Raw genomic sequence first — 14,933 nt, forward strand, 5'->3', positions numbered from 1 at the left:
GCCGGGCATCGTTCCCATAGTCAGGTCAAATCCAGCGCCTCTCCTCGTCCTCGTTCGGAAGCCGCCCCTCGGGAGTGAGGCCGTCGACGACATCCGGGAGGGCTTGTGCAAGTTGAGACAGAAGGTCCTGGCGGCCCAGCCCCGTCTCGTGAGCAAGCTCGTCCACCCCATCCTCGCCGAGGACGCTGCGAAGATCATCGGGCGAGATCATCTGGTTCGGGCCGGTGCCAACCCAGGAAGCAAAGGCATCGCCTCGGCCGCTCTGCTGGAACCGCTCGAGCAATCCTCCCAGGCCGCTTCCGACAAGTCCCCCGAGCCCACCTGCGACCAACCCGCCACCAAGTCCCTCGTCGAACATGCCGCCCCCGGGCCCCCGCGGCGGCACGCCAGCGGGAGATCGCCGCTCGCCTCCCGTATCGCGCGGGTTCTGGCCCGGATGGGGGTTGTCGAGCATCGACCCGACGCTATCCAGGAAGCTGTCGCCGGAGGATTGAGGGCGAGGGCGATCGCGCCCGAGGATACCGCCCCCGCCTGGCAGCCCCGAGCTCTCGAGCCCGCGGTCGAGGGGTCCGTCGCGACCGCTTGCGTTGCCGCCCGTGATCAGATCCCGAAGCTTGGAGCCGAGCCCGCCGGCACCTTGATGAACGACGCGGGATGCCACGAGCGCGAGGATCGCGAGGACCAGCGGATTGACGTTGGCGCTGCTGCCGCTCGGGGCAGGGGCGGGCTGCCTGCCTTGCTGGGCCTGTCCCGAGCCGCCGAGGCCGCCGATGACTTGGCCGAGCACCTGATCGAGAAGACCCATAGCGACCGCTCCTTTCAGAGGGCGGACAACGTTTCGCCACCGACGTGGTTGCCTGACCTCTTGCTCTCGACCGGGCGGTCGGCGATGGCAGATCCATGACAGCGGACACACGCCTTGCCCGGAACGAGGATGCGCAGGACCTGTTCGGACTCATAGCACTTTGCTTCGCCGAATACCCCGGGTGCTTCGTCGATCCACACGATGACCTGCGGGATCTTAGGGCGGCCGGCGACGCCTTCGCGAGTCGGGCCGGCGCCTGGTGGGTGTGCGAGGACGCGCGAGGTCGTGTTTGCGCCTCGGCGGCCGTGGATCTGGCATCTGAAGAAAGCGCGGAACTCCACCGCCTCTATGTTCGCCCGGATCGGCGCCGACGCGGGCTCGGTGAAGCGCTGGTCGGACAGGCGGAGCGCTTCGCGGCCCAGGCCGGGGCAGCCCGCCTGTGTTTCTGGTCGGACACCCGGTTCGAGGCGGCGCACCGCCTCTACTCGCGGCTCGGCTTCCAGAGTTCCGGCGAGATCAGGGAGTTGGGCGACATCTCGCGAACGCGCGAACTGTTCTTCGAGAAGCGCCTCTCGCCGTAGCGTCACCTCCGCGGACCGAGCGTTGCGCGGCCGCGATAGAGCCGGGCGACGCGCAACTGCCACAGGCAGATGATGGGCGTGACGACGAGTTCCATGCCGAGCGCGCCGAGCATGATCAGCGAGGGGATGCCCGTCAGGGCGAGGCCGCCGAGGCGGGCGAGGCCACCGATGACTATGATCAGCGTCAGGCATTGAAAGCGCCCGGTCTTCGTCTCGATCGCGGGAATGCAGGACCAGAAGAGGAGGCCGACCCCGAGGAGCAGTCCGGAGAGGAAGCGGTAGTGGCTGTCACCGGAGACGCCGACCTGCGCGTCGCCGGTGATCGTCGGGCCGAACAGCACGCCGAAGAGGCCGGCCCCCACCGGCACGAGCGCGGCAAGGGCAACGATCTGCTGCAGGAGACGCCGTTCGCGTTCGACCCGGTCCATTGCCAACGTTTCCCTCCCGGAAAAAGGCGGACGCGCCCGGTATTCGATCTCCGGATGGCGGGACCGCCAAGCGCCCCAAGACGGTCAGGCGGAGTTCCCCTTCAGCCTCGCGTTGCAGCGGCTCCAGAACTGCGGCCACTTCATGCTGCCGGTTCTGTTCGCGGCCTTCGCTTCCTTCCATTCGACACCGCATTTGCGCTGACGCTCGCGAGCCGCCATCTGACTGGCGGTTGGCTCGCGCCTTGTGCGCGCCGCCCTGGTTCCGGATGGCTTTTCGGCTCCACTCTCCTGCGCCTGCCTGCCGCTGGCGGATGTCCCGCCCGTTGCGGTACTCTGCGCGGAGGACGGGAAAGCTCCGAACACGGTGCCGAGAGCCAGGACGGCGGCGGCGACAACATGCGATCTTGGCATCTACGCTCCCTCTGGCTCGGTACGGCCGGAGACGATCGTATGCCGAGTGGGGGCGGTTGCAACGCTCCTCAGGCTAGTCGCGGGAAGAATTTTCACTTCCTGGCGGTTCGCCTAGAAGAGGCGACTAAGAAATTTCAGAAGAGGCGCTTGTGGCGGCTGTGACGAAGGACCCTGTCGAGCTCTACTACTGGCCGACACCGAACGGCTGGAAGATCTCGATCATGCTCGAGGAGTGCGCGCTGCCCTACCGGGTGCACTCCGTGAATATCGGCAAGGGGGATCAGTTCAAGCCGGAATTCCTGGCCCTTTCACCGAACGGCAAAATGCCGGCGATCGTCGATCCAGACGGTCCGGACGGCAGGCCGATCTCGGTTTTCGAGTCGGGTGCGATCCTCCAATATCTCGGCCGCAAGACAGGGAAGTTCTATCCGGCCGAGGAGCGGGCGCGCGTCGAGGTGGAGCAGTGGCTGTTCTGGCAGATGGCGGGGCTCGGGCCGATGGCGGGCCAGACGCACCATTTCCGGATCTATGCTCCCGAGAAAATTTCATACGCCATCGATCGCTATACCAACGAGACGAACCGCCTCTACGGCGTGCTCGACCGGCGGCTCGCGGATCGCGAGTTCCTGGCCGGCGATTACTCGATCGCCGACATGGCCACCTTTCCCTGGGCCAAGCTTTGGGAGCGCCAGGGGCAGGACATCTCCTCCTTCTCCAACATGCAGCGGTGGTTGGCCGCGGTGGCGGCTCGGCCCGCGGTTCAACGTGGGCTTGCGATCAACGCCGAGGACCGGGGTACGACCAACATCAACGATCCGGCAGTGCGCGCCGTCCTCTTCGGCCAGAGAGCGAGATGAGCTTACCGGATGCGGGTCCAGGTCTGGGCCTTGCAGATCAGGCCGGCGAGAACGCATCCCGATAATTCGAGTTGATCCTGGGAGAGGAGCCGCATGCGGCCCGCATAGGTGCGGCCGTCCATGGGATTGTAGAGCTCGCCCGTCCAGGCGGCGCCCTCCGGGCGGGCGTTCCGGATCATCTGCAGCCCGACGAGGCTCGCGCCGCGTCGCGCAGGATCGGGATTGTTGAGGTCCTTAACCTCAGCCTGGGTCCAGATGATCGTGCCGCACCGCGCTGGGCCACATGGCCCGATGCGTACGCGGGACCGGCCTCCCTCGGTCAGCCAGGTTCCGCTGACCTCCTGCGCGCTCGCACCCGTGGCGAGGAAGAGCACCGCAGCGGCAAGGACCAGAGCGCGCTTCGCTCGCGAACTCAGCGCCCGACAGGCGGAGCCGGATCGGCGCTGGCCGTCTCGTCGGGCAGCCTCGACCAGGATTCTCCTCCGCAGAGGAACCCGAAAACGCATCCCTCAACCTCGAGCTTGCTCGGCCCCTTCACCTGCATGGTGATGCTGTAGGTCTTGCCGTTCTCGGGATTGTAGATCGAGCCCGCATAGCGGTCTCCAGCCGGACGAATATCCTTTGTGAGGGGCATGCCGACGATCGAGCGCTTGCGGAGCGCGGGGTCGGGGTTGTTCTCGTCGCGCCCGTTGACCTTCGCCCAGATCACAGTGCCGCAATAGGATCGTCCGCAGGCAGACATCCGTATCTTGGAGTCGCCGTTTTCCGTCAGCCAAACGCCTGTGATCCGCCCGGTTTCGGCCACCGCCGCACCTGCGCACAGGAACGAGGCTGTCGCCCCGGCCACCAAAGCCACTCGCATGCGAACCTCCCCGTCTTGTAAACCCTTTCGTCGCACCCGGCTCGAGCACCACGCGTAAGCTCGACGCCGATCTTGCAGATTGTGTGACACGGAGCGGGCCGAGCCTAGACGGAGATCGCTTCAGTTCGGGTTGAGACAACTGGGGCCGATGCTATAAGCCCCCACTTCATCCCCTCAGGAACAGACTTTGATGGCCACCGAGCAGACCTTTTCCATCCTCAAGCCCGATGCGACGCGCCGCAACATCACGGGCGCCGTCAACGCGGTCATCGAGGAAGCGGGCCTGCGCATCGTGGCGCAGAAGCGGATCCAGATGACGAAGGCCCAGGCCGAGACGTTCTACGGCGTGCATCGCGAGCGCCCGTTCTTCGGCGAACTCGTCGAGTTCATGACCTCCGCCCCGGTCGTCGTGCAGGTTCTCGAGGGCGAGAACGCGATTGCGAAGTACCGCGAGGTGATGGGCGCGACGAACCCGGCCAACGCGGCCGAGGGGACGATCCGCAAGAAGTTTGCGGAATCGGTTGGCGAGAACACCGTGCACGGCTCCGACAGCGCGGAGAACGCGAGGATCGAGATCGCGCAGTTCTTCTCCGGGAACGAGATCGTCGGCTAAACTCTTGCATCGCTGACGCGTCGAGCGTGCGGAGGCTTGCGACCGCCTCCGCCGCTCTGAGCAGAGCTGGGTCGCGCGCGGGCCATGGATGAACTTCGTTCCTCGCGTCGAGACCCGGCTTTCGACCTGCCCGCATGACTGCCCCTCGACCTGCGGGCTCGAGGTCGAGGTCATCGATGGCCGTAGCGTCGGCCGTATCCGCGGCGCCTCCGATCACAGCTATACGGCGGGCGTGGTCTGCGCGAAGGTCGCGCGTTATTCCGAACGGCTCTACCACCCCGACCGGCTCATGCACCCGCTGCTGCGGGTCGGGCCAAAGGCCTCCGGCCAGTTCCGCCAGATCTCGTGGGCCGAGGCGCTGGACCGCACGGCCGAGGCGTTCCTCGATGCCGAGCGGCGGCTCGGCTCGGAATCCGTGTGGCCGTACCACTATGCCGGTACGATGGGCTACGTGATGCGCGACGGCATCAACCGCCTGCGTCACGCCAAGAACTATTCCGGGCAGTATTCCACCATCTGCACGACGCCAGCCTGGACTGGCTACATCGCCGGCACCGGCAAGCTCGCCGGCTCGGATCCGCGCGAGATGGCTCGGGCCGATTGCGTCGTGATCTGGGGAACGAACCCCGTCCACACGCAGGTCAACGTGATGACCCATGCGCTGCGCGCCAGGAAGGAACGCGGCGCGAAGATCGTTGTCATCGACGTCTACGACAATCCGACCATGAAGCAGGCCGACCTCGCGCTGCTGGTGCGGCCGGGCACGGATGGTGCGCTCGCCTGCGCGGTCATGCACGTCCTGTTTCGCGAGAACCTGGCCGATCGCGACTATCTCGCCCGCTACACCGACCGGCCGGCCGACCTGGAGCGGCACCTCTCGAGCCGGACACCGGAATGGGCGGCATCCATAACGGGCGTAAGCGTCGGCGAGATCGAGAGTTTCGCCCGGATTGTCGGCACCCGGAAGGCCAGCTTCTTTCGCCTGGGCTACGGCTTCTCCCGCAGCCGAAACGGCGCCGTGAACATGCACGCCGCCCTGTCGATACCGGCCGTCACGGGTGCATGGCAGGTCGAAGGGGGCGGCGCCTTTCATTCGAACTCAGGCGTCTACAAGCTGAACAAGATGCTGATCGAAGGCCAGGACGCCCGCGATCCGGCGATCCGGCAGTTGCAGCAGGTTCAGATCGGGCGCGTCCTGACAGGTGACCCGGAGGCGCTGAGGAATGGCCCGCCGGTCGCAGCCCTCCTCGTCCAGAACACAAACCCGGTCTCCGTCGCGCCCGAGCAGGAACTCGTGAAGCAGGGCTTCGCTCGCGAGGACCTGTTCGTCTGCGTGCACGAGCAGGTGATGACCGAGACGGCGAAGATGGCCGATGTCGTCCTGCCTGCGACGATGTTCGTTGAGCACGACGACATCTACACGGCCGGAGGACACCAGCACATCCAGCTCGGCCTGAAGCTGGTGGACCCGCCGGGCGAGTGCCGTTCGAACCACGAGGTCATAGGCGAACTCGCGCGCCGGGTCGGCGCAGCCCACCCGGGTTTCGACATGAGCCCGCGCGAGTTGATCGACCAGATGCTCGCCGCCTCGGGCCGGGGAACCTTCGCCGAACTCGCGCAGGATAATTGGCTCGACGTACAGCCATCCTTCGAGGAAGCGCACTATCTGAACGGTTTCGGCTATGCGGACGGGAAATTTCGCTTCAGCCCAGACTGGACGAAGGTGCCGAACGCCAATGACGGCCCGATGGGCCCCTGGCAGGATCTGCCCGAGTTTCCCGACCATTGGGCCTCCATCGAAGCCGCGACGGCGCGCCACCCGTTCCGTCTGGCGACAAGCCCGGCGCGGAACTTCCTGAATTCGAGCTTCAACGAGACGCCGACCTCGCGCGCCAAGGAGGCGGGGCGGCCAGAGGTCATGATCCACCCCGATGACGCCGAGCGTCTTCGGGTCGAGGCCGGCGATTGGGTTCGCCTCGTGAATGATCGCGGGGCCGTCCTTTTGAGGGCGAGGATTTTCCCAGGCGTTCGGCCCGGCGTCCTGATCGCAGAGTCGATCTGGCCGAACGAATTTTTCCCCGGTGGACGGGGAATCAATACGCTGACCTCGGCAGATCCCGTGGCGCCCTATGGCGGCGTCGGTTTTCACGACAACCGCGTCGCGCTGGAGCGGATCGGCCCGGTTCTGGAAGGTTTCGACGACGCGGTGACGGCCGCGCCGGAGCCAGCTCTCGCCTGAGCGTCAGGCGAGGCCTAGGGCGGTTCGGCTGCCGGACGCCAACACGGTGCGGCCGCCTTCGAGACGGGCCTGCCCCCCGGCGACGAGTTCCAGCCCGAGAGGGTAGAGCCGATGCTCTTCGGCGAGCACGCGGGCGGCGAGACCATCCTCCGTGTCCCCCGGGAGAACCGGCACGGCGGCCTGTGCCACGATCGGCCCGGAATCGAGTTCCGGCACGACGAAATGGACGCTGCATCCGTGAATGCAGACACCGGCATCAAGCGCCTGCCGGTGGGGGCGAAGCCCTTTGAACAAAGGCAGGAGCGACGGATGGATGTTCAGCATCCGCCCGGTCCACTGCTCGACGAAGCCATCGCTGAGAATGCGCATGAAGCCTGCAAGGCAGATCAGGTCTACGCCGGCCTGAACGAAAGCTTGGCCGACAGCTTCGTCGAATGATGCGCGGTCCGGGAACAGCTTATGGTCGACCGTGGCGGTCCGAATGCCGGCGGCCTCGGCTCGCGCGAGCCCGCCGGCACCTGGGCGGTTCGAGACGACGAGCGCGATCTCGGCCGGATAATCCGGTGCCTGGGCAGCCTCGATAAGCGAGGCCATGTTGGACCCGCGGCCGGAGATGAGGACTCCGACGCGCTTCTTGCCGCCGTGCATCAGAACGTCAGCTTACCCTTGTAGACGACACGCTCCGTCGCCTCGGCGACGACGTTCCCGAGCCGGATCGGCGCCTCACCTGCCGCTTGGAGGGCGGCGGCCACCTCGTCCGCCTTGGCTGCCTCGACGCCGATGATCATCCCGACCCCGCAATTGAAGGTCCTAAGCATTTCCGCCTGGGCAATGCTTCCTGCCGCAGCGAGCCAGCCGAAGACCGGGGGAGGGGTGATGGCATCCAGGTCGAGCTCGACGGCAAGCCCTTCGGGCAGCACGCGAGGTATGTTGTCCGGGAACCCGCCCCCGGTGATATGGGCGAGCGCTTTGATCCCATCGCTCCCCCGCAGCGCGGCGAGCAGCGATTTCACGTAGATCCGGGTCGGCTCGAGCAGCGCCTCCCCAAGCGTCGTGCCCTGATCGAAGGGAGCCGGATCGCTCCACCCCAAACCTGCGTGCTGCACAACGCGGCGCACGAGGGAGAATCCATTCGAATGAACGCCGGACGAGGGCAGACCGAGCACCACGTCGCCATCCGCGACGCCGCGCGGCAGAAGCGCGCCCCGCTCAGCCGCTCCGACGGCAAAGCCGGCGAGGTCGTAATCCGCCTCGGCATAAAGGCCCGGCATCTCGGCCGTCTCGCCCCCGATCAGGGCGCAACCGGCCTGGCGGCAGCCCTCGGCGATGCCCTTGACGATGTCGATGCCAGCCTTCGGGTCGAGCCGGCCCGTCGCGTAGTAATCCAAGAAGAACAGCGGTTCGGCGCCCTGCACGACGAGGTCGTTGACGCACATGGCGACGAGGTCGATCCCGATGGTGTCGTGCCGCCCCGTCTCGATGGCGATCTTCACCTTGGTACCGACGCCGTCATTCGCCGCTACCAGGATCGGGTCGGTGAAGCCGGCCGCCTTCAGGTCGAACAATCCACCGAAGCCCCCGATTTCGGCATCGGCGCCCGGCCGCCGCGTCGCGCGGACGAGCGGTTTGATGGAATCAACCATCGCGTTTCCGGCATCGATATCCACACCCGCTTGGGCATAGGTCAGGCCGGATCCGGTCGGCCGGGTGTCAGGGTCGCTCATGCGGTCTAGGAGTGAAGCCAACCGGGCAGTAAGCGTCCTGCGAACCCGACGCAAGCGCGGACGCTCGGGAGTCCATGCCGAGAAAGGCCGAGCCGGTCGAGATGACCATTCCAAACCTGATCACGATCCTCCGGCTCATCCTGGTTCCGTTCGTCGTCGTCATGATCAACGAGGGGCAATGGGCGGCGGCTTTCGCCCTGTTCGCCTTCGCGGGAATTTCGGACGGCGTCGATGGTTTCATCGCGCGACGATTCAACATGCGCACCGAGTTCGGCGCCTACATCGATCCGCTTGCAGACAAGGCGCTGCTGGTCTCGATCTACGTCACGCTGTCGGTCGTAGGCGTCCTGCCAGGCTGGATCGCGATCATCGTCGTGTCGCGCGATCTGATGATTCTGGCCGCCATCCTGGTGTCTCGTCTGATGGAGCGGCCGATGCCGATCCGCCCGCTTCTCGTCAGCAAGTTGAATACCGCGGCGCAGATCGCCTTTGCCGGGCTGGTACTCGCCATCATGGCATTCGGGGGGGCGGCCGGCTGGATCGTTCCCGCCGGAATGTGGCTCGTGGCGGTGCTGACGGTGATCTCGGGAGGCGCCTATCTCGGCCGCTGGCTTCGGCACATGGCCGGGGCCTGAAGACGTTTGCGCATGCCGGCACGAAACCCGCTAGATTGATAGGGAAACCGGGTTCTCGCGCCGATGCAAAGGCAGGTTCTTTATCCACTAGGCGGCTTCGTACTGCTGCTCGTGGGACTTTACGTTCTGCGCGACGTGCTTCTGCCCTTCGTCGCGGGAGCTGCCCTGGCCTACCTGCTCGATCCTGTGGCGGACCGCCTCCAGCGGCTCGGCCTCGGCCGGCTCGGTGCGACGATCCTCATCCTGACCGTCTTCGTCCTGCTTCTCGGGCTCGTGCTCATCATCGCCGTGCCGCTCGCCGTGCAGCAGGTCGTGAAGTTCGCCGAGCAGGTGCCCGGCTATGTGGCAAGGCTGCAGGCCTTGATGGCCGAGCACGGCGGGCCGCTGATCCGCGAGTTCGGCGGTGAGGAGGCTCTGGGACAGATCCAGCGCTCGCTCGGAGATCTGCTCGGCCAGGGCGCGAACTGGGTCACCACCTTTATGCGCTCAATCTGGAGCGGCTCTCAGGCCGTGATCAGCGTCCTGTCGATCTTCGTCGTCACGCCGGTCGTCGCCTTCTACCTTCTGGTGGATTGGGACCGGATGATCGCCACGATCGATGGGTGGGTTCCGCCCCGCCATCGGGAGACGGTCCGCCGTCTCGCCCGCGAGATGGACCGCGCCGTCTCTGGGTTCGTGCGGGGGCAGACGACGGTCTGCATCTTCCTGGGCGTCTTCTACGCGAGCGGGCTCGCTCTCCTCGGTCTGAATTTCGGCGTCCTGATCGGGCTATTCGCGGGCCTGATCAGCTTCATTCCCTATGTCGGCTCCCTCACCGGCCTGCTGCTCTCCGTCGGCGTCGCGCTCGTGCAGTTCCTGCCGGACTGGAGCATGGTTCTCGCCACACTCGGCATATTCTTCGTCGGACAATTCATCGAGGGGAACATCCTGTCACCCAAGCTGGTCGGGGCCTCCGCTGGGCTCCACCCGGTATGGGTGATGTTCGCCCTTCTCGCGTTCGGGTCCCTGTTCGGCTTCCTCGGCCTGCTTCTGGCGGTGCCGATGGCTGCGATCATTGGCGTCCTCACCCGCTTCGCCATCCTTCGGTACCAGGCGAGCCCGATCTATATGGGCGAGCCCCCATCCGTGCCGGGTTCTCCACCCGAGATCATGATACTGCCCGTTACGAAGAAGGCCGACGTCTGACCAATGCGGCAACTCGTTCTCGATCTGCCGGTCGAGCCTCGTTACGGTCCGGACGACTTCCTCGTCAGTCCCTCGAACGAGGACGCGTATTCGCGCCTTGAGCTCTGGCCCGACTGGCCGAGCCGCTTCCTGCACCTGCGCGGTCCCGCCGGCAGCGGCAAGAGCCACCTCGCCGCCATCTGGGCCCAGCGCTCCGGTGCGCCCATCCTGCCTGCGGCGCGGATCGACGACGAGATCGCAGCCGCCTCCGACGGCGTTCCTGCTCTGGTGATCGAGGATTTGGATGTCGGGCCAGTCGCGGAGGCCGCGCTGTTCCACCTGGTGAATATCGCGAGAGAGCGCCAGGTGTCGGTTCTTGTGACCAGCGCCGAGCCGATCGAGCGTTGCGGTCTCCGAACGCCGGATCTGATGTCGCGGCTGCGCCTGGCGCCTGTGGTGGAGCTCCATGCCCCCGACGATGCGCTGCTGAAGGCGGTCCTGGTGAAGCACTTCGTAGATCGGCAGCTCGTCGTGGACACGAGCGTGGTCGACTACCTAGCAACCCACATCGAGCGGTCGCTCGCCCGCGCGGCCGAGATCGTCGCGGCTCTGGATCGTGAGGCGCTGAGCCGCGGGCGCCGGATCACGCGCCCGATGGCGGCCGCGCTCGTCGCGAAGGAGGACGAGGAGCGGGACCCAGAGGCGGAAGGGGTCATCACAGCTCAGTCATAATATCCACGTAGAAGGGAGCCATGGCGACACGTCGTAGACGCATTCCGAAGACGATCGCAGAGGGGGACGCCGCGTCGCTTCGGCCGGAAGACGCCGTGGCGCCCGCTGAGGCTCGCATCGCCATTCCGAGCGCTGCCGGTAGCGACACGCCGCCCCCCGAGGCGGAAATCATCACGCTGGAGCCGCGGGAGCCAACGACTCGGGTGAAGGCGGAGACAAGCGTGTCCGAGGGCGAGGCGCTTCGCCGCCGGCCCGAGCGCTTCGTCAATCGCGAGCTGTCATGGCTGCAGTTCAATCGCCGGGTTCTCGAAGAGGCGTCAAACCGCAACCATCCCCTTCTGGAGCAACTGCGGTTCCTGTCGATCTCGGCCAACAATCTGGATGAGTTCTTCATGGTGCGGGTCGCTGGCCTGATGGGCCAGGTCCGCACCGGGGTGGCCGTCACCTCGCAGGACGGCCTGTCTCCGGCCGGCCAACTCAGCCAGATCGCGGCCGAAGCCTCGTCCCTGGCGACGGATCAGCAGCGGCGCTGGACGGAATTGAAGCACGAGCTTGTGGAGAACGGAATCGTCCTCGTCGAGGCCGATCAGGTCTCCCCTCGCGAGGGCGCCTGGCTGCAGGACCATTTCCTCAATTACGTCTTCCCGGTGCTGACGCCGCTCGCGGTCGATCCGGCTCACCCCTTTCCATTCATCCCGAATTTCGGATTCTCCATCGCCCTCAAGCTCGCGCGAAAGATCGATGGGCGCCCCCTCAAGGCCCTGATCCGTCTTCCGGCCAAGATCGAGCGGTTCGTGCGGCTGCCCGACCTGGACGGCGCGGGCACCATGCGGTTCATCGCAGTCGAGGAACTCGTCGGCCTTTTCACCGATCAGCTCTTTCTCGGCTATCGGGTCGAGGGTCGAGGCGCCTTCCGCGTCCTGCGGGATTCGGACCTCGAGATCGAGGAGGAGGCCGAGGACCTCGTGCGCCTCTTCGAGACGGCCCTCAAACGTCGCCGCCGCGGGAGCGTGATACGCCTCGAGGTCGAAGCCTCAATGCCGGATGACCTCGCGCAATTCGTCGCCGGAGAGCTCGACGTCACGGGCGATGCCGTCTTCGTCGTCGAGGGCGAGCTCGCTCTGAACGAGCTCTCGCAGCTTGTGGCGCTCGAGCGGCCGGACCTGAAGTTCAAGCCGTACAATCCCCGCTTTCCGGAACGCATCCGGGAGCACGGGAGCGATTGCTTCGCGGCGATCCGTCCGAAGGACATCATCGTCCACCACCCCTACGAGTCGTTCGACGCCGTCGTCCTCTTCCTGCAGCAGGCGGCGCGCGATCCGAACGTCGTCGCCATCCGGCAGACACTCTATCGCACCTCGTCCGACAGCCCGATCGTGCGGGTCCTGGCGGAGGCCGCGGAGGCAGGAAAGTCGGTCACGGCTCTCGTCGAGCTGAAGGCCCGCTTTGACGAGGAGGCGAATATCCGCTGGGCGCGCGACCTCGAGCGGGCCGGCGCGCAGGTGGTCTTCGGCTTCCTCGAGCTGAAGACGCACGCCAAGCTCTCGATGGTGGTCCGGCGGGAGGGCGGACAGCTCGTCACCTACTGCCACGTCGGGACCGGCAACTATCACCCGGTCACGGCACGGATCTACACGGACCTGTCGTTCTTCACGGCGGACCCTGCGGTCGGTCGCGACGTGAACCGCATCTTCAATTTCATCACCGGCTATGCCGAGCCGGACGAACTCGAACTGATGGCAGTTTCGCCCATCAACCTCCGGAAACGTCTCTTGCGGCGAATCGAGGAGGAGATCGCACATGCGAGGGCAGGGCGGCCCGCCGCCATCTGGGGCAAGTGCAACTCCCTCGTCGATCCTGAGATCATCGACGCGTTCTATGACGCGAGCCAGGCGGGCGTGCAGATCGATCTCGTCGTACGGGGGATCTGCTGCCTCAGGCCGGGCATCCCAGGGCTGTCGGACAACATCCGGGTGAAGTCGATCGTCGGCCGCTTCCTGGAGCACAGCCGGATCTATGCCTTCGGCAATGGGTTCGGGTTGCCTCACCCGGAGGCCCACGTCTACATTTCGTCCGCCGATCTAATGACCCGGAACCTCGACCGCCGTGTCGAGGCCCTCCTGCCGATCACCAACCCGACGGTCCATCAGCAGGTGCTGGACCAGATCATGCTGGCGAACCTCCTGGACAACGAGCAGAGCTGGACCGTATTGCCGTCCGGCGCGAGCGAACGGGTTCAGCTCCAGCCGGGCGAGGAACCGTTCAACGCGCACAAGTATTTCATGACCAACCCGAGCCTGTCCGGTCGCGGCAAGGCTCAGAAGACATCGAGCCCCCGGTCGCTTGCCAAGCGTAGACGCCCTACAGTCTCCTAGTACGGGAAGCGGCACCCCCGGCCGCATTGCCGGCCGCGAGCCTATCGCCATCATCGATATCGGGTCGAACTCCGTTCGGCTCGTCATCTATGAAGGGCCGGCGCGCGCGCCTACGCCCCTGTACAACGAGAAGCTCTTCTGCGGTCTCGGCCGCGATATCGCTTCCACCGGCCGGCTGTCCGAGGAAGCCGTCGAGCGCGCGCTTGCGGCCCTGGCACGCTTTCGTGTGCTCTGCGACACCGTGCAGGTGCGCCGCGTCAGGGTGCTGGCGACTGCCGCGGCTCGTATGGCCGAGAACGGGCCAGCCTTCCTCGCGGCGGCTCAAGCGGCGTGCGGCTGCCCCGTCGAATTGCTTACCGGCGAACGCGAGGCGTTCCTCTCGGCGGCCGGCGTGATCTCCGGCCTTCACGAGCCGGATGGTGTGGTCGGGGATCTCGGCGGCGGATCTCTCGAAATCGTAGACGTCCGCGGTGACCGCGCGGGCGCCGGGCTCACGCTCCCCCTCGGGGGGCTCGTTCTCAGGGACATGGCCGGCAACTCGCCGAAGAGTGCGGCCAAGATTGCGCGGATCGAGCTAGCCCGCGCACCCCAGTTGCAGGAGCTCGCCGGACGCACCTTCTACGCCGTCGGTGGAACTTGGCGAGCGCTCGCCCGGATGCAGATGGTGGATCGTGAATACCCGCTCCACGTCATGCACGGCTATCAGTTCGAGCTGAAACGCGGCGGCTTCCAGCGCATGGTCGAGCGCACGAGCCCCGCTGCCCTCAAGGCGATCGCGTCCGTATCGGAGGCCCGTCGCCCCCTTCTGATCTACGGTGCGATCGTGCTCGATGAGATCGTCCGCCTTGGACAGCCTTCGGGTGTCACCACCTCGGCACTTGGCGTCCGAGAGGGCCTCCTGTTCGAGGAGCTCTCGGATGCGGAGCGCCGGGAGGATCCGCTTCTGAGCGCCGCGGCCGAACTCAACCAGCTCCGGGCACGCGCTCCCCAGCACGGGGAAGAGCTGCGGACCTGGACGGACAACTTCATCGCAAGCTTCGGCGTGCCCGAAACCGCCTCCGAGCGTCGGCTTCGCCACGCGGCCTGTCTCCTTTCGGATACCGGCTGGCGTGCCCATCCCGATTACCGCGGTGCCCAGAGCCTGGCCATGATCGCACATGCTGCGCTCCAGGGCGTCGATCATCCCGGGCGCGCCTATCTGGCGCTCGCGGTCTACTTCCGGCACGAGGGCGTGGCGGCGGATACGGCCAGCACGCCCTTGCTGGGGCTTGCGGGTCAGCGCCTTGCCGAGCTCGCAAAGCTCGCCGCTGCCCTGTTCCGCATCGCTTACCCGATAACCGTTGCGATGGCCGGCGTGCTGCCGCGGGCGCCGCTTCTCTGCCAGGATGGCGCGATCGTGCTCGAGCTGCCCGGCGAACTCGCGCCGCTGGCGAGCGAGCGGTTGCTCAATCGAATGCGGGCTCTTGGAAAGCTCCTCAGTTGTGAGGCAGTCGTCCGCGCGGGTTGA

15 protein-coding genes are annotated in these 14,933 nt (G+C 66.2%); 9 read left to right on the forward strand and 6 right to left on the reverse strand.

All coding sequences use genetic code 11. The annotated features are described in order from the left end of the window. Positions 1–25: 25 nt before the first annotated feature. A complete protein-coding gene (locus ACO2SS_RS01820) occupies positions 26–805 on the reverse strand; it encodes a YidB family protein (RefSeq protein WP_423275839.1) in 780 nt (259 codons plus the stop codon). A gap of 95 nt (positions 806–900) precedes the next feature. Between ACO2SS_RS01820 and ACO2SS_RS01825 the strand changes: the two genes are divergently transcribed. Then, positions 901–1,386 carry a GNAT family N-acetyltransferase gene (locus tag ACO2SS_RS01825; RefSeq protein ID WP_423275840.1) on the forward strand — a complete coding sequence of 162 codons (486 nt, stop codon included), beginning with the start codon at positions 901–903 and terminating at the stop codon, positions 1,384–1,386. 2 nt (positions 1,387–1,388) lie between these two features. On the opposite strand, the gene ACO2SS_RS01830 is transcribed toward ACO2SS_RS01825, so the two are convergent. After that, positions 1,389–1,814 carry a DUF4345 domain-containing protein gene (locus ACO2SS_RS01830; protein ID WP_423275841.1) on the reverse strand — a complete coding sequence of 142 codons (426 nt, stop codon included), beginning with the start codon at positions 1,812–1,814 and terminating at the stop codon, positions 1,389–1,391. Positions 1,815–2,446: 632 nt separating this feature from the next. Between ACO2SS_RS01830 and ACO2SS_RS01835 the strand changes: the two genes are divergently transcribed. Further along, a complete protein-coding gene (locus ACO2SS_RS01835) occupies positions 2,447–3,082 on the forward strand; it encodes a glutathione S-transferase family protein (RefSeq protein WP_423276221.1) in 636 nt (211 codons plus the stop codon). A 2-nt stretch (positions 3,083–3,084) separates the two neighbouring features. On the opposite strand, the gene ACO2SS_RS01840 is transcribed toward ACO2SS_RS01835, so the two are convergent. Both ACO2SS_RS01840 and ACO2SS_RS01845 read right to left on the reverse strand, forming a co-directional pair. Then, positions 3,085–3,456, reverse strand: a complete 372-nt coding sequence (locus ACO2SS_RS01840; RefSeq protein ID WP_423275842.1) for a DUF2147 domain-containing protein — start codon at positions 3,454–3,456, stop codon at positions 3,085–3,087. Positions 3,457–3,494: 38 nt separating this feature from the next. Further along, a complete protein-coding gene (locus ACO2SS_RS01845; RefSeq protein ID WP_423275843.1) occupies positions 3,495–3,944 on the reverse strand; it encodes a DUF2147 domain-containing protein in 450 nt (149 codons plus the stop codon). A 190-nt stretch (positions 3,945–4,134) separates the two neighbouring features. Here ACO2SS_RS01845 and ndk point away from each other — a divergent pair, with 190 nt between their 5' ends. Together ndk and ACO2SS_RS01855 are read left to right on the forward strand one after the other, a co-directional pair. Next, positions 4,135–4,557 (forward strand): nucleoside-diphosphate kinase, encoded by a 423-nt coding sequence (gene ndk, locus ACO2SS_RS01850; protein ID WP_423275844.1) that lies wholly within the window; start codon positions 4,135–4,137, stop codon positions 4,555–4,557. An 88-nt stretch (positions 4,558–4,645) separates the two neighbouring features. Continuing rightward, positions 4,646–6,796, forward strand: coding sequence for a molybdopterin-containing oxidoreductase family protein (locus ACO2SS_RS01855; RefSeq protein WP_423275845.1), 2,151 nt, complete (start codon positions 4,646–4,648; stop codon positions 6,794–6,796). Positions 6,797–6,799: 3 nt separating this feature from the next. Here ACO2SS_RS01855 and purN read toward each other — a convergent pair whose 3' ends face one another. Next, positions 6,800–7,444: a phosphoribosylglycinamide formyltransferase gene (gene purN / locus ACO2SS_RS01860; protein WP_423275846.1), complete on the reverse strand. Its 645-nt coding sequence runs from the start codon at positions 7,442–7,444 to the stop codon at positions 6,800–6,802. After that, the gene (gene purM / locus ACO2SS_RS01865; RefSeq protein WP_423275847.1) at positions 7,444–8,520 is read right to left on the reverse strand and encodes a phosphoribosylformylglycinamidine cyclo-ligase; all 1,077 of its coding nucleotides are present in this window, start codon (positions 8,518–8,520) and stop codon (positions 7,444–7,446) included. The genes purN and purM overlap by 1 nt, the downstream gene beginning before the upstream one ends. A gap of 101 nt (positions 8,521–8,621) precedes the next feature. On the opposite strand from purM, the gene ACO2SS_RS01870 reads away from it, so the two are divergent. From ACO2SS_RS01870 to ACO2SS_RS01890, 5 genes are all read left to right on the forward strand, one after another. Further along, on the forward strand, positions 8,622–9,155 hold the full coding sequence (locus tag ACO2SS_RS01870; protein ID WP_423276222.1) for a CDP-alcohol phosphatidyltransferase family protein: 534 nt from the start codon (positions 8,622–8,624) through the stop codon (positions 9,153–9,155). A gap of 63 nt (positions 9,156–9,218) precedes the next feature. Continuing rightward, positions 9,219–10,340: an AI-2E family transporter gene (locus ACO2SS_RS01875; protein WP_423275848.1), complete on the forward strand. Its 1,122-nt coding sequence runs from the start codon at positions 9,219–9,221 to the stop codon at positions 10,338–10,340. Between the two features lie 3 nt (positions 10,341–10,343). Beyond that, the gene (locus ACO2SS_RS01880) at positions 10,344–11,051 is read left to right on the forward strand and encodes an HdaA/DnaA family protein (protein WP_423275849.1); all 708 of its coding nucleotides are present in this window, start codon (positions 10,344–10,346) and stop codon (positions 11,049–11,051) included. A 20-nt stretch (positions 11,052–11,071) separates the two neighbouring features. Continuing rightward, positions 11,072–13,426, forward strand: a complete 2,355-nt coding sequence (locus ACO2SS_RS01885; RefSeq protein ID WP_423275850.1) for an RNA degradosome polyphosphate kinase — start codon at positions 11,072–11,074, stop codon at positions 13,424–13,426. A 25-nt stretch (positions 13,427–13,451) separates the two neighbouring features. After that, on the forward strand, positions 13,452–14,933 hold the full coding sequence (locus ACO2SS_RS01890) for a Ppx/GppA family phosphatase (protein ID WP_423276223.1): 1,482 nt from the start codon (positions 13,452–13,454) through the stop codon (positions 14,931–14,933).

Origin of the sequence: Enterovirga sp. CN4-39, from assembly GCF_049446235.1 — a bacterium.
Classification (GTDB): Bacteria; Pseudomonadota; Alphaproteobacteria; order Rhizobiales; family Beijerinckiaceae; genus Enterovirga.